18 protein-coding genes are annotated in these 24,608 nt (G+C 67.0%); 10 read left to right on the top strand and 8 right to left on the bottom strand.

Features of this window, described 5'->3' with window-relative positions:
• Positions 1-328 precede the first annotated feature (328 nt).
• The 10 genes from AB4850_RS08225 to AB4850_RS08270 all read left to right on the top strand — a co-directional run bounded on the left by AB4850_RS08225 (position 329) and on the right by AB4850_RS08270 (position 19,779).
• Positions 329-859 (top strand): N-acetyltransferase family protein, encoded by a 531-nt coding sequence (locus AB4850_RS08225; RefSeq protein WP_414439328.1) that lies wholly within the window; start codon positions 329-331, stop codon positions 857-859.
• 215 nt (positions 860-1,074) lie between these two features.
• Entirely contained in the window at positions 1,075-1,500 is a 426-nt protein-coding gene (locus AB4850_RS08230; RefSeq protein ID WP_414439329.1) for a DUF6916 family protein, read from the top strand.
• A 43-nt stretch (positions 1,501-1,543) separates the two neighbouring features.
• Positions 1,544-2,158: a phage tail protein gene (locus tag AB4850_RS08235; RefSeq protein WP_414439330.1), complete on the top strand. Its 615-nt coding sequence runs from the start codon at positions 1,544-1,546 to the stop codon at positions 2,156-2,158.
• Positions 2,159-2,255: 97 nt separating this feature from the next.
• Complete coding sequence (locus AB4850_RS08240) at positions 2,256-12,155, top strand: DUF4347 domain-containing protein (protein WP_414439331.1); 9,900 nt, start codon at positions 2,256-2,258, stop codon at positions 12,153-12,155.
• Complete coding sequence (locus tag AB4850_RS08245) at positions 12,152-13,801, top strand: TolC family protein (protein WP_414439332.1); 1,650 nt, start codon at positions 12,152-12,154, stop codon at positions 13,799-13,801. The genes AB4850_RS08240 and AB4850_RS08245 overlap by 4 nt, the downstream gene beginning before the upstream one ends.
• Positions 13,798-14,613, top strand: coding sequence for an efflux RND transporter periplasmic adaptor subunit (locus AB4850_RS08250; protein WP_414439333.1), 816 nt, complete (start codon positions 13,798-13,800; stop codon positions 14,611-14,613). Before AB4850_RS08245 ends, AB4850_RS08250 begins: the two co-directional genes overlap by 4 nt.
• A 4-nt stretch (positions 14,614-14,617) precedes the next feature.
• Positions 14,618-16,060 (top strand): efflux RND transporter periplasmic adaptor subunit, encoded by a 1,443-nt coding sequence (locus AB4850_RS08255; RefSeq protein WP_414439334.1) that lies wholly within the window; start codon positions 14,618-14,620, stop codon positions 16,058-16,060.
• 16 nt (positions 16,061-16,076) lie between these two features.
• Complete coding sequence (locus AB4850_RS08260; RefSeq protein WP_414439335.1) at positions 16,077-18,191, top strand: HlyD family efflux transporter periplasmic adaptor subunit; 2,115 nt, start codon at positions 16,077-16,079, stop codon at positions 18,189-18,191.
• 241 nt (positions 18,192-18,432) lie between these two features.
• On the top strand, positions 18,433-19,371 hold the full coding sequence (locus tag AB4850_RS08265; RefSeq protein WP_414439336.1) for a hypothetical protein: 939 nt from the start codon (positions 18,433-18,435) through the stop codon (positions 19,369-19,371).
• A gap of 189 nt (positions 19,372-19,560) precedes the next feature.
• The gene (locus tag AB4850_RS08270) at positions 19,561-19,779 is read left to right on the top strand and encodes a hypothetical protein (RefSeq protein ID WP_414439337.1); all 219 of its coding nucleotides are present in this window, start codon (positions 19,561-19,563) and stop codon (positions 19,777-19,779) included.
• A 6-nt stretch (positions 19,780-19,785) separates the two neighbouring features.
• Here the strand turns inward: AB4850_RS08270 and AB4850_RS08275 are convergent, their stop codons facing one another.
• From AB4850_RS08275 to AB4850_RS08310, 8 genes are all read right to left on the bottom strand, one after another.
• Positions 19,786-20,190 carry a hypothetical protein gene (locus AB4850_RS08275; protein ID WP_414439338.1) on the bottom strand — a complete coding sequence of 135 codons (405 nt, stop codon included), beginning with the start codon at positions 20,188-20,190 and terminating at the stop codon, positions 19,786-19,788.
• Positions 20,165-20,635 (bottom strand): hypothetical protein, encoded by a 471-nt coding sequence (locus AB4850_RS08280; RefSeq protein WP_414439339.1) that lies wholly within the window; start codon positions 20,633-20,635, stop codon positions 20,165-20,167. Before AB4850_RS08280 ends, AB4850_RS08275 begins: the two co-directional genes overlap by 26 nt.
• Positions 20,636-20,675: 40 nt before the next feature.
• Positions 20,676-20,912: a hypothetical protein gene (locus AB4850_RS08285; protein ID WP_414439340.1), complete on the bottom strand. Its 237-nt coding sequence runs from the start codon at positions 20,910-20,912 to the stop codon at positions 20,676-20,678.
• A 10-nt stretch (positions 20,913-20,922) separates the two neighbouring features.
• On the bottom strand, positions 20,923-21,135 hold the full coding sequence (rpsU, locus tag AB4850_RS08290; RefSeq protein ID WP_414439341.1) for a 30S ribosomal protein S21: 213 nt from the start codon (positions 21,133-21,135) through the stop codon (positions 20,923-20,925).
• 69 nt (positions 21,136-21,204) lie between these two features.
• Entirely contained in the window at positions 21,205-21,474 is a 270-nt protein-coding gene (locus AB4850_RS08295) for a hypothetical protein (protein WP_414439342.1), read from the bottom strand.
• A 384-nt stretch (positions 21,475-21,858) separates the two neighbouring features.
• Positions 21,859-22,458 (bottom strand): SAM-dependent methyltransferase, encoded by a 600-nt coding sequence (locus AB4850_RS08300; RefSeq protein ID WP_414439343.1) that lies wholly within the window; start codon positions 22,456-22,458, stop codon positions 21,859-21,861.
• A 116-nt stretch (positions 22,459-22,574) separates the two neighbouring features.
• Entirely contained in the window at positions 22,575-23,447 is an 873-nt protein-coding gene (locus AB4850_RS08305) for a sugar phosphate isomerase/epimerase family protein (protein WP_414439344.1), read from the bottom strand.
• Positions 23,444-24,604, bottom strand: a complete 1,161-nt coding sequence (locus tag AB4850_RS08310) for a dihydrodipicolinate synthase family protein (protein ID WP_414439345.1) — start codon at positions 24,602-24,604, stop codon at positions 23,444-23,446. Before AB4850_RS08310 ends, AB4850_RS08305 begins: the two co-directional genes overlap by 4 nt.
• Positions 24,605-24,608 lie beyond the last annotated feature (4 nt).

Here is a 24,608-nt window from a genome sequence, read left to right on the forward strand (position 1 = left end):
CCCCCGCTTCGCGGGGGATTTTTTTTGCGCGCTTGGAGGCGTTTTTCGCTCGCAAATCCAGTTACCTATGCAATTTTTCGATTTTTGAAAAAGTGTTTCGAATCAGGCCCCGAAAACGTTTGTTTTAATTTTTCCAATGCCGGGCATTGGGGCAATCACTGAATCCGGCTAAATAAAATCCAGTTGCCGCTCATCAGACAATTGGATAGCATCCCGAAAGTAAATTTTTCCAGCCGTGCATTTAACTTTTTCAGGCGTCATGAAATCCGTCCCGGCATCTGTCCCAGCAGTGAATTCGGCACCCGCAAACATTTGCGCGCAATCCGAATTGACATTGCACGCGGCCACGCCGGATGACGACGCGTTTCTGAGCGAGGTTTTCGTCAGCACGCGCCGCGAGGAATTCAAGCGCACCGGCTGGCCGCCCGAACGCATCGATGCGTTCCTGCACGAGCAGTCGCGGTTGCAGCAAACCTACTATCGCGAGCACTACCCGCATGGCTGCTTCGACGTGGTGGCGCTCGACGGCCAGCCCGTGGGCCGCCTGTACCACGCCTGGCGGCCCGCGCAGCTCGGCGACGAGGTGCGCGTGATCGACATCGCCCTGCTGCCCGCCCGGCGTGGCGCCGGCCTCGGCACACGGCTCATGCACGCGGTGGTGGCCGAGGCGGCCGCGCAGGGCCTGCCGGTCAGCCTCAGCGTGGAACCGGACAATCCGGTGCAATCCCTGTATCAGCGGCTGGGTTTTCAGAAAACCGGTTCGACCGGCGTGTACGACTTAATGCGGCGTGAAGCGGCGCCGTTCGATCGGCCGGCCGAGGCGCTGGCATCGTTACGCCGCGTTACCACACCGGCATGATGAAAAATAAATCGCGACAGTTTCGCAAATTCGCATGTAACCCTAAAGAAAGCGTCATGGATGGCGTTAACCGATCCAGACAGATGGCAAAGTCATAATCGAAACCTGATTTCCGAGGTTTTAAAAAAAGTCGTCACGGGAATGCGGTCCCGTGAAAAAAATGCAAAAAGAACCGTTGCGGAGTTACGGCCCGGATACACGAGGCCGAGCCCGAAATGGATCACAAGGATCGCCGATCGGCCTGCCAGGGGGTGTGGACGACCGGCGGGCGTACGGACCAACGCCTGGGAATTGATGTGTCGGAACTGCCTACCCACGACGAGTTGAAAGGCCTGATCGGCCAGGTCCTCGTCATCTCGACGGCCGACGAGGCCGCCGTGCCGCTGACGCAGACGCGTCTCACCGAGGCGCCGGACGGCGTCGCGATGAATGCGGCCCATGCCTGCTATCTCGCTCATTTCGAACTGCCGGTCGACGTCCGGCTGCCGCAGGACACCTATCGGTTCGGCGCGCCGGACGGCCGTGCCTGGCTGCTGTTCGTGACCCCGACGCGCCCGCTCGATACCGGCGCCGGCACGCTGTGCGCCGTGATTCACAGCCGCGTCGAGCCGGACACGCCGGCCGGCACGCAAGCCTCATAACAACGCTCCCCACTTTCCCCACCGACCCCCTTCAGGAGTCAACATGTCCGATCAGTACCTTGGCGAAATCCGCATGGTCGCTTTCGACTTTGCGCCCTACGGCTGGGCGCTCTGCCAGGGCCAGCTTCTGCCGATTTCCCAGAACAACGCGCTGTTCGCCTTGCTCGGCACCAATTTCGGCGGCACCGGCGTCTCGACCTTCGGCCTGCCGAACCTGATGGGCCGCAGCCCGGTCGGCACCGGCACCGGCGCCGGCCTCGCACCGATCGTGCTCGGCGAATTCGCCGGCACGGAATCGGTCACGCTGAACAGCACCCAGATGCCGATTCACACGCACGCTGCGATCGTAACGGGCGGCGGCGGCACCAGCACGGTGTCGATCTCGATCCCGGCCACCACCGCCACCACGGCGCCGCAATCGGTGCCGGGCAGCAACATGGTGCTCGGCCCGGGCGCATCGAGCGGCCACACGGCAACCGTGTACAGCACCGCCGCAGCGAACACGAACCTGCTGCCGTTCAACGCGAGCGTGACGACGGCGCCCCCGTCGATCACCAACTCGACGGCCGGCGGCAGCCAGCCGTTCTCGATCCGCAATCCGTATCTCGGCCTGACGTTCATCATCGCGCTGCAGGGCGTCTACCCGACGCGCGGCTAAGCAGGCCGTTCGCATCACACATTGCCCGGGCTCGCGTATCGGCCCGGGAGCGCAAGCGCGGCATGGGCCGGGCGCCGCACAGAGGAGAGTCACCGTCATGAAGATCATCAAGCAATGGCTGGCGCGTCAGAATCAGGACGCCGGCCGGCCCACGCCGCGGGTCGCGGCCTCTCCCCTGTTGCTCGCGCTCGAACCGCGCGTCGTGTACGACGCCTCCGTGGCGGCGATTGCCGCCCAGCCGCACGCGCATGAACACGCGCAGGCGGAAACGCACCGCAGCACCGAAACCCATACGGAGGTCGCGGCGGCCAACAGCGCAAACAGCGCGTCGGCCTCGAGCGCCCCGGTGGACAAGCCCGTGCGCAGCGCGGCGCGCTCCACCAGCGATCCGGCCTCCAGCACCACCGGCTCGGCCGGCACCACGGACACCCCCACGCAGGACACGCGTGCGGTCAAGAACGACATCAGCACCGAGATGCCGTCGACCCAGCAAACCCAGGTGGTGTTCATCAATTCGAACGTCGACAACTACCAGACGCTGATCGACGGGCTGCCGGCGGGCACGCAATACGTGGTGCTCGACGCCAATTCCGACGGCCTCGCCCAGATCGCGCAATATCTGCAAACGCACAAGGGCGTGGATTCGATCGCCCTGATCTCGCACGGCAACGACGCCGTGTTCGAGGTCGGCTCGACCCAGATCACCAATGCCAGCCTGGCGACCTACAGCGCGGAACTGGCCCAGATCAGCGCGGCGATGAACCCGGGCGGCGATTTCCTGATCTACGGCTGCGACGTCGCCCAGCAGGCCGACGGTCAGGCGCTGATCCAGCAGATCGCCGCGATCACCCACCTGAACGTGGCGGCCTCGACCGACCCGACGGGCGCCGCCGCACTCGGCGGCAACTGGACGCTCGAATACCAGGTTGGCGACGTGCATTCGGCTCTGATCGAATCGGCGAGCGCGCAGGCGCAGTTCAACGAACTGCTGTTCGACACCAACACGCCGGGGCACGAGTACTACGACCAGGCGGCCCAGGACCAATTCAAGGCGACCGACTCGTCGCAGTTCACGCTCGACGGCATTGTCTACACGCTCGACCAGGCCGCCAACACGCTTGCCTACAACCCGTCCAATGCCCCGAACGGCAGCAGCGGCAGCGATCTGAGCACCGGGCCGGACGACGGCGTACTCAGCATCAATGACGATGGCGGGTCGGCGATGAGCAACGTGACCATCTCGCTCGGCAACGGCCATACGTTCAACCTTCAGCAATTCGAGCTGAGTTCGTTCAACGGCGACCTGTTCATTCAGGCGCACTACGCCAACGGCACGTCGAGCGCGCAGATCCAGCTCGCCACGGCCGCCGTGGGCGGCTTCGACGGCGCGGTGCAGTCCCAGCTCGGCAGCGCGTTCAACAATATCGTGTCGTTTTCGCTGATCGACAAGAACGATTCGGGCAGCTTCGAGGTTCAACTCAACAACCTGTTCTATACCGATACCGGCCCGACCGTCACCACCAGCACCTCGCCCACCAGCACGCCCTGGAGCTCGGCCGACAACGGTGCCGGCACGGGCGGCACGCCGGTGGCCGTCGACGCGGGCCTGACGCTCAGCGACGGCGGTTCGTCCACGGCCAAGACGGCCACCATCTCGATCACCAATTTCCAGACCGGTGACGTGCTCGGCTTCACGGCGCAGAACGGTATCACCGGCACCTATAACGCGACCACCGGCACGCTCACGCTCTCCACCGGCGCCGGCACCGCGACCATCGCGCAATGGCAGGCCGCGCTCGAGTCGGTGACCTACTCCAGCTCGCTGACCTCGCCGAACCTCAACACCACGACGCGCACGGTGTCGTTCTCGTTCAACGACGGCGCCTTCACCAGCAACACCGCCACCCGCAACGTGACGGTCACGGCCACCGACCAGTCGCCGGTGCTCACCAACAGCGGCTCGGCCAGCTACAGCTACCTCGTCGGTTCGAGCGCCGCCGCGGTCGGTTCCAGCGTTCGCGTCAGCGATGCCGACAACACCACGTTCCGCAGCGCCACCATCACGATCGACAGCGGCTACGCATCGGGCGACATCCTCAACTTCCAGGCACAGAACGGCATTTCCGCGAGCTACAGCGGCGGCGTGCTGCACCTGACCTCGGGCACCGGCGTCACGCTCGCGCAATGGCAAACCGCACTCGATTCGATCACGTTTTCGACCACGAGCAGCTCCACCGCCCAGCGCGACGTCTCGTTCACGATCAACGACGGTACCAAGGACAGCACCGCGCTGCATAACACGGTCAATGTCTCGGCCGGCCCGACGGTCACCCCCGACAGCGGCTCGGCCTCGTTCGTGACCGGCGACAACACGGCCTCGACGCCGGTGGCGGTGGATCCCGGCATCGTGATCAGCGACGGCGCCAGCAGCACGCTGGACCAGGCCACGATCCACATCACCGGCAACTTCCAGGTCGGTCACGATCAGTTGTTTTTCAGCAACAATCCGGCGACGATGGGCGACATCAGCGCCACCTACGACACCAGCACCGGCCTGCTGACGCTGACCTCGGCCAGCGGCACGGCCACGCTCGCGCAGTTCCAGGCCGCGATGCGCTCCGTCACGTTCACCAGCGACCTGGTCGTGCCGTCGAACGCCACGCGCACCCTGACCTTCCAGATCTTCGACGGCACCGACGTCAGCCCGGTGGTCACCCGCACGCTGACCGTGACCGACACCGACCAGACGCCGATCCTCGGCAGCGGCGGCAATACGGTCGGCTTCACGGCCGCCGACAACACCACCTCCACGCCGGTGGTGGTCAACAGCTCGATCACCGTGGCCGATGCGGACGGCGGCCCGATTCGCACGGGCACCATCACCATCAGCGGCAACTACCAGGCCACCGATTCCCTGCAGTTCACCGCCAACGCCACGCTTTACGGCGATATCAGCGGCGCGTATTCGAACGGCACGCTGACCCTGACCGGGTCCACCGCCACGCTCGCGCAATGGCAGGCCGCGATGCGCTCGATCGCCTTCACGTCGAGCGCAATCACGCCGTCGAACGCCTCGCGCACCGTTTCGTTCACCGTCAGCGACGGCACCAAGACCAGCACCGCGGTGACCAGCACGGTGACCGTGACCGACACCGACCAGACGCCGCTGATCACCGGCTCCAGCGGCACCGTCACGCTGACCCAGGGCGACAACACCAATTCCACGCCGGTCACGGTGGACAACGGCATCGTGGTGTCCGACCGCGACAACACCACGCTGGCATCGGCCACCGTCTCGATCGGGAGTTATGACAGCGCCTCCGGCGACGTGCTGCAGTTCGTGGCCAATCCGTCCACGATGGGCAACATCAGCGGCACCTATTCGAACGGCGTACTGACGCTGACCTCGGCGGGCGCCAACGCCACGCTCGCGCAATGGCAGGCGGCACTGCGTTCGATCCAGTTCCAGAACTTCTCGGCGGTGCCGAGCACCACGCCGCGCGTGATCAGCTTTGTGACCAGCGACGGCACCAAGACCAGCACCGCCTGGACCCGCACGGTGGACGTGGCGCTGACCGACCAGACCCCGCTGCTCGCCACCAGCGGCGGCAACACCACCTTCACCTCGGGCGACAACACCGCCTCGACGCCGGTGGCCGTGGATACCGGCCTCACGCTGAGCGACAGCGACAGCGCCACGATGGCCTCGGCCACCGTGGCCGTCACCGGCAACTACCAGCAGGGCGAGGACGTGCTCGCGCTCGGCAGCGGTTCGTTCGGCGACATCACCGCCAGCTTCAACGCCGGCACCGGCGTGCTCACGCTGACTTCGGCCGGCGCCTCGACCACCGCGCAGTGGACCGCCGCGCTGCGCTCGGTCACCTATACCGATACGGCCGTCACGCCGACCAGCGCCACCCGTACGATTTCGTTCGCGGTCAGCGACGGCACCAAGCTCAGCGCGAACGAGACCAAGTCGATCACCGTGGTGGCCACCCACCAGACGCCGGTCCTGACCTCGGGTTCCACCACCAGCCAGAACTATCTGCCGGGCAACTCGGCCAGCAACATCGACAGCAGCATCTCGCTGACCGACCTCAACGTCGGCAGCCCCTCGGCGCTGGTCTCGCTGACGATCACGGTGCGGATCACCTCGGGCTTCCAGAGCGGCGACATCCTGGCCTTCAGCGGCCTGGGCTCGGTGCCGACCAACGGCATCAGCCCGAGCTACAACCCGGCCACCGGCACGCTGACGATCACCTCCACCGGCGGCACGCTCGCGCAATGGCAGAGCGTGCTCGACAACCTGCAGTTCCAGACCGGCAGCAACGCGCCGCTGGGCGCGCGCGCGATCTCGATCACGGTCAGCGACGGCGTGAAGACCAGCACGCCCGCCACCTATTCGATCGACGTGATCAGCTCCGCCCCGGCGCTGGCCACCACCAGCACCGGCAGCGCCAGCTTCGTGGCCGGCGACAACAGCGCCTCCACGCCGGTGGCGATCGATCCGAACCTGACGGTGGCCGATCCGCTCGGCGACGTGGTGGACACCGCGATCGTCGCGATCACGGGCAACCTGCATTCCGGCGAGGATGTGCTCAACTTCACCAACGACGGCATCACGATGGGGGACATCACTGGCACCTTCAACGCGCTGACCGGCGTGCTGGTGATGACGTCGTCGAGCGGCACGGCCACCCTCGCGCAGTGGCAGGCCGCGCTGCATGCGGTGACCTATACCGACACGGCGATCACGCCGACCACGTCCACCCGCAGCGTCGACATCACGCTCAGCGCCGGCGCGCAGACCAGCAACACGCTCACGCGCACCATCACGGTGGCCGATACCGACCAGACGCCGATCATCAGCACCGGCAGCGTCGGCTCGGCCGCATTTGTGGCCGCCGACAACGCGACCTCCACGCCGGTCGTGATCGACAACGGCATCTCGCTGTCCGATCTGGACAGCACCACGCTGGCCTCGGCCACCGTGCAGGTCGGCACGGGCTTCCGCGCCGGCGAGGACGTGCTCGGCTTCACCAATGACGGCCTCACGATGGGCAACATCACGGCCTCGTACGACGCGGCGCACGGCACGCTCACGCTGACCTCGGCCAGCGCCACCGCCACGCTCGCGCAATGGCAGGCCGCGCTGAACGCCGTCACCTACACCGACACGGCGGTCACGCCCGACACCACGACGCGCACCATCAGCTTCACGGTCAACGACGGCGTCAAGACCAGCACCGCGTATTCGCGCGACGTGACGGTGGCCGACACCGACCAGACGCCGATCCTCTCGACCGGCAGCACCGGCTCGGTCGCCTTCGTGGCCGGCGACAACGTCGGCTCCACGCCGGTGGTCATCGACAACGGCATCGTGGTGAGCGACCTCGACAACGGCACGCTGGCCTCGGCGACGTTCCAGATCGGCGCGGGCTTCCACGCCGGCGAGGACGTGCTCGGTTTCATCAACGACGGCGCGACGATGGGCAACATCACGGCTTCTTACAACGCCGCCACCGGCACGCTCACGCTGACCTCGGTCGGCGCGTTCGCCACGCTCGCGCAATGGCAGGCCGCGCTGCGTTCGGTCACCTATACCGATACGGCCATCACGCCGGATACCACGACGCGCACCATCAGCTTCACGGTCAACGACGGCGTCAAGGCCAGCACCGCGCTGTCGCGCAACGTCACGGTGGCCGATACCGACCAGACGCCGATCGTCGGCTCGTCCAGCATCGGCTCGGCCACCTTCGTGTCCGCCGACAACGCGCCGTCCACACCGGTCGCGATCGACAACGGCATCGCGCTGTCCGATCTCGACAACACCACGCTGGCCTCCGCCACCGTGCAGATCGGCAGCGGCTTCCATGCCGGCGAGGACGTGCTGTCGTTCATCAACGACGGCTCGAAGGGCAACATCGCGGCCTCGTACAACGCCGCCACCGGCACGCTGACGCTGACCTCGGTCGGCGCGACGGCCACGATCGCGCAATGGCAGGCCGCGCTGCAATCGGTCACCTACACCGATACCGCCGTCACGCCGAACACCGCCACCCGCACCATTGACTTCACGGTCAGCGACGGCACCAAGACCAGCGCCACCTACTCGCGCGACGTTTCCATCTCCGGTACCGACCAGACGCCGATCCTCTCGACCGGCAGCACCGGCTCGGCCGCCTTCGTGGCCGGCGACAACGTCGCCTCCACGCCGGTGGCGATCGACGGCGGCATCGTGGTCAGCGACCTCGACAACGGCACGCTGGCCTCGGCGACGTTCCAGATCGGCGCGGGCTTCCACGCCGGCGAGGACGTGCTCGGCTTCATCAACAACGGCACGATGGGCAACATCAGCGCCAGCTACGACGCCGCCACCGGCACGCTCAGGCTGAGCTCGGCGGGTGCCAGCGCCACGCTCGCGCAATGGCAGGCCGCGCTGCGCTCGGTCACCTACACCGACACCGCCGTCACGCCCGACACCGCCACCCGCACCATCAGCTTCACGGTCAACGACGGCACCAAGACGAGCACCGCGCTGTCGCGCAACGTCACGGTGGCCGATACCGACCAGACGCCGATCGTCGGCTCGTCGAGCACCGGTTCGGCCTCGTTCGTGTCCGCCGACAACGCCACGTCCACGCCGATCGCGATCGACAAGGGCATCACGCTGTCCGATCTCGACAACGCCACGCTGGCCTCGGCCACCGTGCAGATCGGCAGCGGCTTCCATGCCGGCGAGGACGTGCTGTCGTTCACCAACGACGGCGCCACGATGGGCAACATCACGGCTTCGTACAACGCCGCCACCGGCACGCTCACGTTGAGCTCGGCCACCGGCAGCGCCACGCTCGCGCAGTGGCAGGCCGCACTGCGTTCGGTGACCTACACCGATACCGCCGTCACGCCCGACTCGGCCACGCGCACCATCGGCTTCACGGTCAGCGACGGCACCAAGGCCAGCGCCGTCTACTCGCGCGACGTGTCCATCACCGACACCGACCAGACGCCGCTGATCGGCTCGTCGAGCACCGGCTCGGCCGCCTTCACGGCCGGCGACAACGTCACCTCCACGCCGGTGGTGATCGACAACGGCATCGGGCTGAACGACCTCGACAACGCCACGCTGGCCTCCGCCACCGTGCAGATCGGCGCGGGCTTCCATGCCGGCGAGGACGTGCTCGCGTTCACCAACGACGGCGCCACGATGGGCAACATCACCGCCTCGTACGACGCCGCCACCGGCACGCTCACGCTGAGTTCGGCCGGCAACACCGCCACGCTGGCGCAATTCCAGGCCGCGCTGCGTTCGGTCACCTACACCGATACCGCCGTCACGCCCGACACCGCCACCCGCACCATCGGCTTCTCGGTCAACGACGGCGCCAAGTCGAGCGCCGTCCTGACGCGCACCGTGACCGTGGCGGATGTCGACCAGACGCCGCTGATCGGCTCGGGCAGCACCGGCTCGGCCACGTTCGTGGCCGGCGACAACGCCACCTCCACGCCGGTGACGATCGACAACGGCATCACGCTGTCCGACCGCGACAACTCCACGTTCGCCTCGGCCACCGTGCAGATCGGCAGCGGCTTCCATGCCGGCGAGGACGTGCTGTCGTTCACCAACGACGGCGCCACGATGGGCAACATCACCGCCTCGTACAACGCCGCCACCGGCACGCTCACGCTGACCTCGGCCGGCTCGCTGGCATCGGTCGCGCAATGGCAGGCCGCGCTGCGTTCGGTCACCTACACCGACACCGCCGTCACGCCGGCCACCGCCGCACGCACGCTGATCTTCTCGGTCAACGACGGCGTGAAGACCAGCGCGCCGTACGTGCGCACGGTGACCGTGGCCGACACGGACCAGACGCCGCTGATCGGCTCGACCAGCACCGGTTCGGCCGCGTTCACGGCCGGCGACAACGTCGCCTCCACGCCGGTGGTGATCGACAACGGCATCACGCTGTCCGACCGCGACAACTCCACGTTCGCCTCGGCCACCGTGCAGATCGGCGCGGGCTTCGCGGCCGGCGAGGACGTGCTGGCGTTCACCAACGACGGCGCCACGATGGGCAACATCACCGCCTCGTACAACGCCGCCACCGGCACGCTCACGCTGAGTTCGGCCGGTTCGCTCGCCTCGCTGGCGCAATGGCAGGCCGCGCTGCGTTCGGTCACCTACACCGACACCGCCGTCACGCCGGCCGCCGCCACGCGCAGCATCAGCTTCAGCGTGAACGACGGCGCGAAGTCGAGCGCCGCGATCTCGCGCACCGTGACCGTGACCGACGTGGACCAGACGCCGGTCGCGACGCCGGGCAGCACCGGCTCGGTGGCCTTCGTGTCCGGCGACAACGTGGTGTCCACGCCGGTGGCGATCGCCAGCGGCATCACGCTGACGGACCGCGACAACGCCACGCTGGCCTCGGCCACCGTGCAGATCGGCGCGGGCTTCCGCGCCACGGAGGATGTGCTCGCGTTCGCCAACGACGGCGCGACGATGGGCAACATCACCGCTTCGTACGACGCCACCACCGGCACGCTCACGCTGAGTTCGGCCGGCTCGACCGCCACGCTCGCGCAATGGCAGGCCGCGCTGCGTTCGGTCACCTACACCGATACGGCCGTCACGCCGAACACGGCGGCGCGCACGGTGATCGTCTCCGTGAACGACGGCGTCAAGACCAGCGCGCCGATCACGCGCACGGTGACGGTCACGGCCACGCACCAGACGCCGGTGCTCGGCGCCGACGACACGCAACTGAGCTACACCGCCGACGGCAAGACCACCTCGACGGTCGCGGTCGGCACCGGCATCACGCTGACGGACCGTAACGGCAGCCCGCCGACCAGCGCCACGGTGTCGTTCGGCGGCAGCTTCGACGCTCGCCACGACGTGCTGAGCTTCGTGCCGAGCGCGGCCACCGGCGACATCCAGGCCAGCTTCAACGCCGCCACCGGCACGCTCACGCTGGTCTCGGCCAGCGGCACGGCCACCGTCGCGCAATGGCAGGCCGCGCTCACCGCGGTCGGCTACACCGACACGCAGGCCGAGCGCGCCGACGGCACGCGCACCATCGTGTTCTCGATCAGCGACGGCACCAAGAGCAGCGCCCCGCTCACGCGCACGCTGCAGATCGTCGGCGTGCCGGCCCAGGTCGGCACGGCGATCCTGCCGCAGTGGGTGCTGACGCCGGCCGTGAAGACGCTCGAGCGTGGCAGGGCCGTCACCACCGACCTGCTGCGCGCCGCGCCGCTGCTCGCCGCCAACACGCTCGGCAGCTCCGACGGCGTGTCGAACGGGTTGATCGTGCTCGACGCGTTCAACGCGGACGCCAACGGCCTCGGCCGCGACGTCGGCGCCATCACGCCGCGCCAGACCTTCACGTTCGCCACCCACGACGCGCGCTCGAACTCGCTCGGCGACACCTTCGTCCAGCCGCTCGATTCGCTCGTGCCGGCCAGCCTCGACGCCACGCCGTCGGCCGCGCACCTGCTGCCGGCCGTGGATGTCCACCCGCTGCATCAGTCAGGCCAGGGCTTCGCGCTCAACGTCAAGCCGCTGCTGCATGCGCCGAACGCCGCCGCCGCGCCGAACCCGGACGACACCGCCGTCACGCTCGCCAACGGCGCGCCGCTGCCGGCCTGGCTGCACTACGACGCCGCCACCGGCGTGCTGAGCGGCACGCCGCCGGCCGGCGTGCACGAAGTGCGCGTGACGCTGATCCAGCACGACGCCGCCGGCAACCTGGTGCGCCGCGAAGTCGTGATGCGTCTCGACGCGCACGGCGCGGCCGCCAAGGCCCCCGCGCATGGCCCGGCCCATCAGCCGGCCCACCCTCCGGCCGCTCCGCATGCCGCGCTGCCGGCCGCCAAGGCATCGCTCGCCGCGCAGTTCGCGAATGCACTCGCTTCGCTGCACGTCACGCACCAGGACACCGTGTCGACCGACCGTCAAGCCGCCGCCATCAACGGGGAACGCCGCTCATGAAAACCGCTTTCGCCAATCCACTCGCCCATTTTTCGAAGAGACCCGCCGACGTGAAAAACAAGACGCTCCGGGGACGCGCACCGCGTCCCGCCCTGCTCGCGGCCGCCCTCGCCGTCGTCTGGCTGTCCGGCTGTGCCATCAAGCCGGCCCCGTTCACCGATGCCGAGCGCGCCGACACGGCCCGCACCGACCGCGTGGCGATGTTCTCGAACCAGCAGGCGGTGAACGGCCCGATCACGCTCGACGAGGCGATGGCCCGTGCGATCCGCTACAACCTCGACCATCGCCTGAAGATGATGGAAGAGGCGCTGGCCCAGCGTCAGCTCGACCTGTCGAACTTCGACCTGCTGCCGAAGCTGACCGCTGCGGCCGGCTACACGAACCGCAACCACGAACTCGCTTCGTCGTCCGAAGGTCTGTACACGCGCGACCAGTCGTTGATTCCGTCGTACTCGACCGACAAGAACAGCCGCACGGCCGACCTGAACCTGTCCTGGAACATCCTCGATTTCGGCGTCAGCTACTTCGAGGCCAAGGAACAGGCCGACCGCGTGCTGGTGCTCGAACAGCGCCGCCGCAAGGTCGTGCAACTGATGATGCAGCAGGTGCGCGAGGCCTATTGGCAAGCGGCCGGCGCGCAGCGCCTGCATGACCGCATCGGCCCGCTGCTCGACCAGGCCGGCTCGGCGCTCGACGATTCGCGCAAGACGCAGGCGCAAGGCCTGCGCTCGCCGATCGAGACGCTGAACTACCAGCACGCGCTGCTCGACCTGATGCGCCAGCTCGAAGCCGTGCGCGACCAGTTGGAGGAAGCCAAGCCGCGTCTGGCCTCGCTGATGAACCTGGAGCCGGGCAAGGACTTCACGCTGGCCGCCGGCAACGATTTCAAGGTGCCGACCTTCGACATGGCCATGCCGAAGATGGAAGACGTGGCGCTGCAACGCCGCCCGGAACTGGTCGAAGCCAGCTACAACGAGCGCATCAGCGTCAACGAAACCCACAAGGCGATGGCCAAGCTGCTGCCGGGGATCGAGTTCAGCCTCGGCGCGCACTACGACAGCAACAGCTTCCTCGTCTACAACGCATGGCGCGCGGCCGGCATCAGCGTGAGCTGGAACCTGCTGAACCTGCTGAACGTGCGCAACATCCGCGGCACGGCCCAGGCCCAGCTCGACGTGGCCAAGATGCAGCGCATGGCGCTGAACATGGCGGTGCTCACGCAGGTGCACGTCGCGCGCAGCGAACTGGCCGCCAAGACGCGCCAGTTCGATCTGTTCAAGCAGATGAACGATGTCGACGGCCAGATCCTCGAACACACGCACAACGCCACCGTCGCCAACGCGCAGGGCAAGCTCGAGGAAATCCGCATCGCCACGCAGGCGATGATGTCGGAGCTGCGCCTGTATCAGAGCTACGGCGAACTCGAAAGCGCCTACGGCCAGATGCTCGCGACGCTCGGCCTCGACCCGGTCAGCGACAAGCTGAACGGCCAGGATCTCGCCTCGATCCAGAAATCGATCGTCGAAGCCCAGCAACGCTGGGACGTGATGGCGCAAGGCGGCGACCTGGCCGCCGCCGTGCCGGCCAAACCGGGCCCGACGCTCACCGCAGCCGCCGCGCTCGACGCAGGAGCCGTACAGAAATGACGCAGTTCCGGCACTACCGGGCAGCCGGCGCAGCCGCGCTGCTCGCGGCATCACAGTTCGTCCTGGCGGCGCCGCCCGCGCAGCCGGCCCCCGCGCCGGTTGCCGCGCCGGTTTCCGCACCCGCAGCGCCGGCGGCCCCCGCCGCCGGCAACGCCGATTCGCGCATCCGCATCCAGCTCGTCTCGCGCGACCAGGTGGACGTGTCGAGCGAAATCTCCGCGAAGATCGCCTCGCTGCCGTTCCGCGACGGCGATGCGTTCCGCGCCGGGCAGACGCTCGTCACGCTCGACTGCTCGCTGTACAACGCGCAATTGCACAAGGCCCAGGCCGATGCCGACGGCGCGCGCGACCTGCTCGACACCAACCGCAAGCTGCTCGCGCTGCATTCGATCGGCCAGCTCGAAGTGCAGCAGGCGCAGGCCAAGCAGAAGGCCAGCGCCGCCGACGTGGCCTACATGTCGGCCACCGTGCGCAAGTGCGCGATCGCCGCGCCGTTCGACGGCCGCGTCTCCAAGCGCAGCGCCTCGCCGCAGCAGTTCGCCGAACCGGGCAAGCCGCTGCTGACGATCGTCGACACCAGCCATCTCGAACTGAAGATGATCGTGCCGTCGAAGTGGCTGGCCTGGCTCAAGCCGGGCCACGCACTGAGCGTGCAGGTGGACGAAGTCGGCAAGACCTACCCTGCCAAGGTGGCGCGGATCGGCGCACGCGTCGATCCCGTCACGCAGACGGTGGACGTGACCGCCGCGCTCGATTCGGGCGCGCCGGAACTGCTGCCCGGGATGAGCGGCTGGGCTACTTTCGCGCGGTGACGGCATGACGGCAACACGGATGGCGGACGATGCGGCGCAGGTTCGCATCGACGGCCAGCAGCTCGCGCTGCTCTGGCAATTGTCGGCGCGCACGCGCGCCGCGGCGACCGAGACCACGCTCGGCTTCACGATCGTCAACGAGACGCTGGCGCTGGTGCCGTATCGGCAGGCCGCCTGGTGGCGCGGCGACACGCCCGGTCATGTCGCCGCCGTCTCGGGCTTGCCGCAAAGCGACCCGAACGCGCCCTACGTGCAGTGGCTCGGCCAGTTGTGCAAGGCGCTCGCGCGCGGCCTGCAGAGCGCGCCGCCCGAAGCCGCCGGCGCCCGCGTGGAAGGCGCGGGCGCGCCCGTGCTGCCCGCGCGCCCGCGCGTGCGCACCTTCACTGCCGCCGATCTGCAGGCCGATGCGCAGCACGTGGCCGACGAATGGAGTGCGTGGTGGCCGGCGCATGGCGCCTGGCTGCCGCTGACCGACCGCGGCGGCCGCGCCGTGGGCGGCGTGGTGTTCGCACGCGACGACGCCTGGACCGCCACCGACACCGCCCTGCTGACCGAGCTCGGCCAGGTCTGGGCGCATGCCTTCGAATCGTTCGCCCCGCGCGCCACCTGGCGCGAACGCGCGCGCGTCGTGCTCAAGCCCGGCCGCCAGCAGCGCCGCGTGCTGATCGGCCTGGCCGTGCTGTGCGTGATCCCGGTGCGGCTCACGGTGCTCGCGCCGGCCGAGGTCACGCCGAAAGATCCGTTCGTGGTGCGCGCGCCGCTCGACGGCGTGATCGATCATCTCTACGTGCGGCCGAACCAGCCGGTAGAGAAAGGCACGCCGCTGCTCGGCCTCGACGCCACCACGCTGCAATCGCGCTACGCCGTGGCGCGCAAGGATTTCGATACCGCGCAGGAAGAATTCCGCCAGACCGCCCAGCTTGCCGTGACCGACGACAAGACCCGCCTCGACATGGCCGAGCGCCAGGGCAAGCTCGATCAGAGCCGCGTCGAACTCGACTACACCGCGCGCCAGCTCGCGCGCGTGAGCGTCAGCGCGCAGCGCGCCGGCGTGGCGATCTTCAGCGATCCGAACGAATGGACCGGCAAGGCCGTCGCCGTCGGCGAGAAGATCCTCGTGCTGGCCGACCCCGACCACGTGGAAGTGACCGCGTGGCTGCCGGTGGCCGACAACATCGACATCAAGCCGGGCACCGTGCTCACGCTGTATCCGAAGAGCTCGCCGCTGTCGAGCTACGACGCGCGCATCGACTCGGTGGCCTGGCGCGCCGAGCCGACGCCCGACGGCGTGCTCGCCTATCGCGTGCGCGCCACCCTCGACGCCGGCGACGCCCATGCGCCGCTCGGCGCGATGGGCACCGCGCGGATCCGCGGGCCGTGGGTGCCGGCGATCTATTACGTGCTGCGCCGTCCGTTGACGCTGGCTCGCCAGTGGCTCGGCTGGTAAGTCGGGAATCCGTACCATGTCCCGACTTCCTCCGCTGCGCCAGGAACTGACGCTCTCGCCCGGCGCCGCCACGCCCGAGGGTTCGCCCACCTGGATGCTGCACGACCCCGCCGCCAACCGCTTCTTCCAGATCGGCTGGCCCGCGTTCGAACTGCTGTCGCGCTGGCCGCTCGACGATCCGCACGCGATCGTCGAAGCCGTCAACCGCGATACCACGCTGACCGTCTCGCTCGACGATCTGGAAGCGCTGCTGCGCATGCTGCGCCAGCAGAACCTGCTGGTCAGCGCCAGCGCGGCCGACACCGCCCGCCTCGAACAGCACGAAGCCGCGCATCATGTGTCGCGCGCGATGTGGCTGCTCAAGCATTACCTGATGATCCGGATTCCGCTGTGGCATCCGATGCCGTTCCTGCGCGCCACCGCGCGCTACGTGGCGTTCGCGTTCAAGCCCGCGTTCTGGTACGGCGTGGCCGCCGTCGCGCTGCTCGGGCTGTTTCTCGTGTCGCGGCGCTGGGACGAATTCCTGCATACCTTCCACGGTTACGCCGACTGGCGCGGGCTGGTCGGGGTGGGCATCGCGCTCGGCTTCGCCAAGGTGCTGCACGAGTTCGGGCACGCCTACACCGCGCAGCGCAACGGCTGCCGCGTGCCGACCATGGGCGTGGCGCTGCTGGTGATGGTGCCGGTGCTCTACACCGACACCACCGAGGCGTGGAAGGTGCAGGATCGCCGCGAACGGCTGCGGATCGGCGCGGCCGGCATGCTCAGCGAACTGGCGCTCGCCGCGTTCGCGACGCTCGCGTGGAGCCTGTTGCCCGACGGGCCGCTGCGCGCCGGCGCGTTCCTGCTCGCCACCACCACCTGGGTAGCCACGCTCGGCATCAACGCCAGCCCGTTCATGCGTTTCGACGGCTATTTCCTGCTGTCCGACTGGCTCGACATGCCGAACCTGCACGACCGCGCGTTCGCGATCGGCCGCTGGTGGATGCGCGAACGGCTGTTCGGGTTCGGCGATCCGCAGCCCGAGCCGTGCAGCGCGCAGCGGCGGCGCTTCCTGATCGGCTTCTCGTTCGCCACCTGGCTGTATCGGCTGGTCGTGTTCATGTCGATCGCGCTGGTGATCTACCACGCGTTCTTCAAGGTGCTCGGCATGCTGCTGTTCTGCATCGAGTTCGGCTGGTTCATCGCGCGGCCCGTGTGGCGCGAGGCGCAGCACAGCTGGCAGCGCCGCGACGAACTGCGCTGGTGCCGCGAAACGCGGCGCAGCGCCTTGATCGGCGTCGCGCTGGTGGCGTTCTTCGTGCTGCCGTGGCATGCCGGCGTGAGCGCGCCCGCCGTGCTGGCGCCCGAGCGTGCGCAGGGGCTGTACACCGTCGAGCCCGGCTATCTGGCCGAGACGCCCCCGCCCGCCCGCGACGGGCAGCGCGTGAAGGCCGGCGAGACGCTGGCCGTGCTCGTCTCGCCCGATCTGGAAGCGAAACTGGCCGCCGCGACGGCCGAGGAAGCGCGGTTGCACTGGGAAGTCGACCAGCAATCGTTCGACGACCGTTTGCAGCAGCAAGGCACCGCGCTCGTGAAGCACTGGGATTCGACGCGGCAGACGGTGGAAGGCTTGCGCGCGGAGATCGCGCAACTGACGATTCGCGCGCCGTTCGACGGCACCGTGCAGGCCAACGACGACGCACAGGCGGCCGGCACCTGGCTGCCGCGCGGCGAGCGGCTGTACGACATCGTGGCGCCTGGCGCCGTGAAGGGCGACGCGTACGTCGACGAGCACGACGTGACGCGGCTGCAAGCCGGGCAGACGGCGACGTTCGTCGCCAACCTGCCCGAACTGGCCGCGCGCCGCTGCCGGATCGAGGCGATCGACAAGGTCAACGTGGCCACGCTCGACGAGCCGACCGTGGCCAGCACCTACGGCGGGCCGATTCCGGCCGAGCAGGATCCGAAGACGCATCAGATCGTGCCGTTGCAGGCCACCTGGCAGGTGCGCTTCGCCGGCTGCGACGGCAAGCCGGGGCTCGGGCGCGAAGTGCCGGGCACGGCCCAGTTGGGGGCCGGGCGGGAGAGCTATCTCGGCAGCGGCGTGCGATTCGTGGCGGCGGTGTTGCAGCGGGAAGTGGGGTTTTGAACGCGACACCGCAACCGCAAACGTTTTAAAAAAATAGGCCGTCGATTATTCGACGGCCTATTTTCTTTCAAGAAAATAACGGCCATCAAAACAAAAACGATTGCCGCTCGATTCGCTCAAGATAATCCCGCAAACGTCGATAAAACAACCGTGTCCGAGATGCACGAAGTGAATCACGAAGATTATTTACTTCGCGATGCAGAATAATGTGACGCGATATCCGAAAAGAGAACCGACAAGAATGAATAAGCAGGCCAGACTGGGGATGGGGTGCGGCGTGTCGATCGTGGCGCTGCTCACGGCGGGATGCGCCGCCGTGGTAGACGGCGTCCATCAACCGGTGTCCGTGACGATGCGTTCGAGCGATGGCCAGGACATTGCCGGCGCCACCTGCAAGCTCGAAAACGCAAAGGGCATCTGGTATGCGACGACACCGGGTTCCGTCGTCGTGCATCGCTCCATGAGCCGTTTGCAGGTGTCGTGCACGAAACCCGATGCGACGGCCGCGAGTGCCTCGACCAAGTCGCACCTGGACGGCTGGATATTCGGCAATATCGCAATCGGCGGCCTGATCGGGCTGGCTGTCGACCTGGGAACGGGCGCCGGCTTCAAGTACCCCCGCAGCATCACCATCACCGATCGCAACGACGGCACCGCGCAGCCCGTCGATTCATCACCCGATACCGCGATCCCGCCGGCCACGCAACTCGGCGTCACCGGCCGAATCACCGACCGCAACGATGGCACGGCACAGCTCGTCGATTCCGCACGCAATATCGCAGCCACGGGCCCAATCACCAGCCGCAACGACGGTGCCGCGCAGCCCTTCGATTACGCACGCAATGCCGCGATCCTGCCGGCCGTGCGACGCGGCGTTACCGGCGACGCCCCGACCCTGGTGGCAGCACATGCCGACCTCGACGACATGTGCAAGACGAGCGGCGGCACACCGGCCGTGGAAGTGATCGAGACGTCGCAGCACGGCAGCGTCGACGTGCGAGCCGGCCAGTTCATCGGGCCGGACCCGCAAGCCGCGCGCGCCTGCCCAGACGGAAAAATCTACGGCACTCAGATCTACTACCAGGCCAATGCCAATTTCCACGGCCGCGATCGCGTGCGTTACGTCGTGGCGACGGCAACCGGACGCTTCGAGCGCGAAGTGGATATCGACGTCAATTGAGCGGGCCGTGTATCAGCCGTAACGATGTGTTTCACCGCAGAGAAGCCCGTTGCGGCCGCAACACGCACGGGCCTTTCCCCGCTCCGATCAAGCCGGTATTTTGCTGTATGCTGAAAGTTCTGCTGTTGAACGTTCACCCCGGATCGCCGCATCTGCCACCACGCCGACCCACAATATCGCGAGGTCGCCATGGCTCAACACCGATTCAGCATTCCACGCGCGGCACTGACGGCGCTGCATCACGACGTGTCCGAATGGATCGCCACCCGAGGCATGTTTCTACGAGACATGCCGGAGTTCATGATCTCGGGAGCAAGCGATGCAAGCTTGCCCATTCTGTACACCGCCCAGCTCGAAGAAGCCTTCTTCCTTGCCTATCCGCACTGGGGGCAATACATCGTGCAGTGAGTGAGTCTAGATCTGGACGTGGTGTTTCAGATATCGCGAGCATGCCTCTCTGAGGAGAATCTGGTTCTCCCGAGCATCGGCAGGAAGCACGTCGAACGCCGTACGCGTCGACAGGAACGACACGACAAACGTCGGACCATACGCGGCATGCATGGCATGCGCGACATGGAACGATGCGTGGATCAAACAGATTCGATCACGCCAGTCGCATTTCATGCCTTGATGGGCAATCCATTCCCGCAACAATTCCACGAGCTGGGTAATGGACAACCACATGTTCAATTTTTGCTTCGCGGCCAACTGAGCAATGACGAGGAAGTACAACAGGCCGACATATCTCATGAACGCACGCTTTCCGGCAGGGCGATAGTTCATATCGATTTCTTCATCGTGACCGTGAAGGCGTTTCAAGGCGACCTGCTGCCGCCAGCCATTCAATCACGGTCGTTTTTTTCAACAAGATGCGCTCGCACACCCATTTGGTTTCGAACAAGCCGGTGCCTTCGGCCGTTTCGATCAAGCCGGCGTAGATATCGACTTCCCGACGCATTGCGCAATGCAAACTGTGCAAGGCGGTAGCACCCTTTTGATCGGCCACGCAGGCACCCACTGGCGTGATCGACGTATCCGACTCGGCCTCGTAATCTGCCTCATCCACGTCGTTGATCCGCCTGACGCACTGACCCAGCAGCCATTGCTGCTCGATCGTCTGATCGAGAACGGCGTCCATTTTCAGACGCTGCTCGTCATGCAGCGAAGCACACGCGAGAATCCGTCTCACGCATTGCTCGGTGTGCCCGGCCAGGGCACGCGCCTCATGTAGTCCGTCCAACAGATCGCCTCGACGCTGCGACATGGTGGTCACCTCCAGGAAGGTAGACGATTCGCGACACCAATCAGCCGGACGGGCTCGGCTTGCTTTGCGGATCGGGCGTGGTGCTCATTGCCTTTTCGATCGCGGCAATCAGCTTGAACGCATCCTCCCGACCGAGCGTGAATCCGCGGTTGGAATACTCGCAGCCGAACGCATAGTAGGTCGGCAGCAGGGTCAACATGTGGGTGTCCTGATTGAAGTCCACCTCGCAACCTGTCATTGCGAAACACGTCCTGCCTGCAAGGTGCGTCACTTCCATATTCCGCTCCTCAATACAGCTTCCGAGGCGGCATGGCACGCTTGATTCGAGCCCGTTGCCGGGACACCGCGCTGGCGGATTTGCGCTTGCGTTCCGTGGTCGGCTTCTCGTACGCGCAGCGATCCCGAAGCTCCTGAATCAAACCCGTTCTCTGGATTTCCCTTCGAAACCGACGCAGCGCCACTTCGATCGGTTCGTCGACCTTGAGCACGACTTTAGTCATGGCGCCCCCGCATGGAAGCGTTGCGTTTCAGCGATGCAGCGCGAGCGCGCGGGAGGGAACGAACCACACTCATGCCAACATCCAATTTTCACCGCCATTTTTATCGATGACACCTTCCGCAAACTTGAGCGACGCGCGGCGCGCTTCGCCTGCGGTCGTGAACGGCAGCGTCTCGTGCAGCTTGAACGTGTCGCTGTAGGTCGCAACGGGGCCGTACCGGCAGATTTTGACGGCGGCGGAAAAGCCATCGTCGTAATTGCGCCCGGAACCCGGCGACGACGCCGTATGGGGGTAAACCAGCGGATAGATTTCAAACCCGCGATACCAATGCATGCTCATGATCGCCTCCTGGCGAACAGCAGTAACCAATGCCGTGAAGTGAGAAGGATGTTCCGAATGGAGCGGATTCGGAATTTTCGATAGATAGGACGTCGAACAATCGACGAAAGAGCCCCGAGTGAAGGTAACGCACGTCGGGGCAAATCGGCCGGGAGGGAAGGTGTGGCCTGGAAACGTGACCCATCATACACCGCTTGTTCGCGGCGAACGGCGCGAGGCCGGGAATTTATTTCGAACTGCGGTGCTCACCGGGCAAGCATTCGCCCGAAGATGGGCGGCCTGAAATGATCGACGATCGGGCTGCGGCACGCTGCGCATGCGCCTGTGCGGCGGTTCGAGAGCCACGCGGCACGACTCGATCACGGGCCGCCAATAACTTTTGTATCAAAGCCTCTGGGCCGGCTCGCCCGCCGCGGCTTCGCGTCGCGCGGGCCAGTAATACAGCGCCGACGAACTGAGCGGGCCGGCGCGCTGCAACGATGTCGCCACCTGCCGGTCACGAAACCAGAACGACAGCGACACCACCGGCGTGCCCGGCCTGACGCTCCGATCGAGCAGCTCGGCGATCGCCCGCATCGGCTTGATCATCAGATAGCACGTCACCGCGTGCGCCTCGGTCAGATCGCATTCGAGAAAGTTGGCACGCCGAAACGTCAGGTTCGTCAGGTTCCGGGCACGAACCCGCGACACCCAATACGGCAACGGCGAAATCTCGATCCCGCGAATCTCGGCATGGGGAAATGCGTTGGCCAGCGCGATCGCCAGGGAACCCCATCCGGAACCGAGTTCGTACACCACGGCGCCGTCGGCCAGACCGGCTTGCCTGAGCAGCGCGACCACATCCTCGGCCGCCCGCGCGCTCGACGACAGCGGCGGGACGCCGGTCCGAAGCTGATACAGCAGGAGCGAGAGGCAGCCGATCACCACCATCGCGACGGCGGCGACCGGAAGGACCTGATGCAGCACCACGGATGCGAGGGACATGGGATTCGGCGACGATGGATCGATGCGTGACGGCGGAGCGTGTGCATCGTAGCGGATCTGGCGAACCACGTCGCCAGACTCACACCGGTCGGGGCCGAATCGATCGTGCCAGTCAGTCAGCACACGCTGACGAGCGCATCGGCACATCGCCGCAGCACGTCGTCGGGCGCCTGCCGCCACCATCGGTCGCGAGAGAAGATTTCCACTTCGGCGAGCCCCCGATAACCGGCCGCCTCGACGTGGCGCCGGATTCCTGCCAGATCGACCACGCCGTCGCCCATCATGCCGCGGTCCAGCAGCATGTCGCGCGTGTCGCGCAGCCAATCGCTCAGGTGGAACGCCAGCAAGCGCCCCGCCGCCCCCGCTTCGTCGATCGAGGCCTCCAGCATCGGGTCCCACCAGCAGTGATAGATGTCGGCCGCGACGCCCAGCCAGCGCGCCCCTTCCGGCTCCAGTTCCCGGCAGATCGACAGCGCCTGCGCGAGCGTGTTGACCACCGACCTGTCGGCCGCATACATCGGATGCAACGGCTCGATCGCGAGCGGCACGCCCGCCTGTTGCGCGTGATCGAGCAGGCTGGCGATGCCGTCGCGCACTTGCGATCGTGCGCCGGCCAGGTCCCGCCCCGTCTCGCCCAGGCCGCCCACCACCAGCACGAAGCAATGAGCCTCCAGCAACGCGGCCTGATCCAGCGCGCGCCGGTTCGCCTCGATGTTCGCGCGCCGCTCGGCTTCGGTGGCGGCGGGAAAGTACGTCGAGCGGCAATAGCCGGTCACCACCAGGCCCAGCGCACGAATCTGGGCCGCGATGGCCGGGGCGTGCGCGGCGTCGAGCTCATGCCGCCAGGGCGCGATGCCGCCGAAGCCCGCGCGCGCGATCCGATCGATCGTCACGGCAAGCGGCTCGCGGTGCCCCAGCGTGGCCGTATTGATCGAGCAACGATCGAGCGTCAAGGGCTGCAGGGTCGCCCCGCCCGCGCGCATCGTCATGCGATCCCGAACGTCGCCATCGTGCCGCGCATGCGGTCGACGGCCAGTTCGGGGTCCCGCAGCAGGTTCGCCTGATCGGCCAGCCGGAACACGTCGGCCAGATAGCGCGGCGGACGCATGCCGTGATGGCCGCCGAGCATGTAGGCATGAGGCTGGAAGCCGTTCAGATAGGCGAGAAACACCACGCCGGTTTTATAGAACTGGGTGGGCGCGCGAAAGATGTGCCGCGACAGCGGCACCGTCGGCGCGAGCAACGCGTGATAGCGATCGAGCTGCCCGGCGGCAAGCGCCGCCAGCGCCTGCGAGGCGGCCGGCGCGATCGCATCGAACACGCCGAGCAGCGCATGCGAATAACCCGCCTCGTCGCCGGCAATCAGCTCCGGGTAATGGAAATCGTCACCGGTGTACATCCGCACCGAGGCCGGCAAGCGACGCCGGAATGCGATCTCCTTGCCGGCGTCGAGCAACGAGATCTTGATGCCGTCGATCCGGCCGGCGTGCGCCTCGATGATCGACGCGCACACGTCCGCCGCCTCGGCGAAACCGTCATGCCCCCAGTAACCGGCCAGCGCGGGATCGAACGCCTCGCCGAGCCAATGCAGGATCACCGGCTGGTCGCACATCGACAGCACCTTGGCGTAGACGCGCACGTAATCGTCCGGCGAGGTCGCGACGCGGGCCAGCGCGCGGCTCGCCATCAGGATGATGCGGCCGCCCACACGCTGCACGGCCTCGATCTGCTCGGCGTAGGCGCGCACCACGTCGTCGCAGTCGCGCGCCGCGCCCGGATCGAGATGGTCGGTGCCGCAGCCGGACGCCACACGCGCGCCGGGCAGGTCGCGCGTGGCGTCGAGCGTACGCGCGATCAACTCGAGCGACAGCGGCCACGACAGCCCCATGCCGCGCTGCGCGGTGTCCATCGCCTCGGCAATGCCTAGCCCCTGCCCGATCAGGTAGCGCCGGTAGTCGAGCGTGCGCGCCCAGTCGATGGCGGCCGGCTCGTTCAGTTCGCCGCTCGCGAGCGGATCGGCCACCACGTGGGCGGCCGAATAGGCGATCCGGTTGAACGGCGCGGACGGCGCCACGACGGGCAGCGGCGTGCCGCGCACGGTGTAGGTGTCGATGCCGCCGGAGCGGCCGGGAAGCTTGATATGCATGATC

Source organism: Burkholderia sp. 22PA0106 (assembly GCF_047497155.1).
Classification (GTDB): Bacteria; Pseudomonadota; Gammaproteobacteria; order Burkholderiales; family Burkholderiaceae; genus Burkholderia.

What these genes read in the sequence shown, in the direction of transcription:
- AB4850_RS08260 (WP_414439335.1), top strand. Translation starts at nt 16,077, where the DNA reads ATGTCCCGACTTCCTCCGCTGCGCCAGGAACTGACGCTCTCGCCCGGC.
- AB4850_RS08300 (WP_414439343.1), bottom strand. Translation starts at nt 22,458, where the DNA reads ATGTCCCTCGCATCCGTGGTGCTGCATCAGGTCCTTCCGGTCGCCGCC.
- AB4850_RS08295 (WP_414439342.1), bottom strand. Translation starts at nt 21,474, where the DNA reads ATGAGCATGCATTGGTATCGCGGGTTTGAAATCTATCCGCTGGTTTAC.
- AB4850_RS08270 (WP_414439337.1), top strand. Translation starts at nt 19,561, where the DNA reads ATGGCTCAACACCGATTCAGCATTCCACGCGCGGCACTGACGGCGCTG.
- rpsU (WP_414439341.1), bottom strand. Translation starts at nt 21,135, where the DNA reads ATGACTAAAGTCGTGCTCAAGGTCGACGAACCGATCGAAGTGGCGCTG.
- AB4850_RS08285 (WP_414439340.1), bottom strand. Translation starts at nt 20,912, where the DNA reads ATGGAAGTGACGCACCTTGCAGGCAGGACGTGTTTCGCAATGACAGGT.
- AB4850_RS08280 (WP_414439339.1), bottom strand. Translation starts at nt 20,635, where the DNA reads ATGTCGCAGCGTCGAGGCGATCTGTTGGACGGACTACATGAGGCGCGT.
- AB4850_RS08255 (WP_414439334.1), top strand. Translation starts at nt 14,618, where the DNA reads ATGACGGCAACACGGATGGCGGACGATGCGGCGCAGGTTCGCATCGAC.
- AB4850_RS08240 (WP_414439331.1), top strand. Translation starts at nt 2,256, where the DNA reads ATGAAGATCATCAAGCAATGGCTGGCGCGTCAGAATCAGGACGCCGGC.
- AB4850_RS08230 (WP_414439329.1), top strand. Translation starts at nt 1,075, where the DNA reads ATGGATCACAAGGATCGCCGATCGGCCTGCCAGGGGGTGTGGACGACC.
- AB4850_RS08265 (WP_414439336.1), top strand. Translation starts at nt 18,433, where the DNA reads ATGAATAAGCAGGCCAGACTGGGGATGGGGTGCGGCGTGTCGATCGTG.
- AB4850_RS08305 (WP_414439344.1), bottom strand. Translation starts at nt 23,447, where the DNA reads ATGACGATGCGCGCGGGCGGGGCGACCCTGCAGCCCTTGACGCTCGAT.
- AB4850_RS08235 (WP_414439330.1), top strand. Translation starts at nt 1,544, where the DNA reads ATGTCCGATCAGTACCTTGGCGAAATCCGCATGGTCGCTTTCGACTTT.
- AB4850_RS08250 (WP_414439333.1), top strand. Translation starts at nt 13,798, where the DNA reads ATGACGCAGTTCCGGCACTACCGGGCAGCCGGCGCAGCCGCGCTGCTC.
- AB4850_RS08310 (WP_414439345.1), bottom strand. Translation starts at nt 24,604, where the DNA reads ATGCATATCAAGCTTCCCGGCCGCTCCGGCGGCATCGACACCTACACC.
- AB4850_RS08245 (WP_414439332.1), top strand. Translation starts at nt 12,152, where the DNA reads ATGAAAACCGCTTTCGCCAATCCACTCGCCCATTTTTCGAAGAGACCC.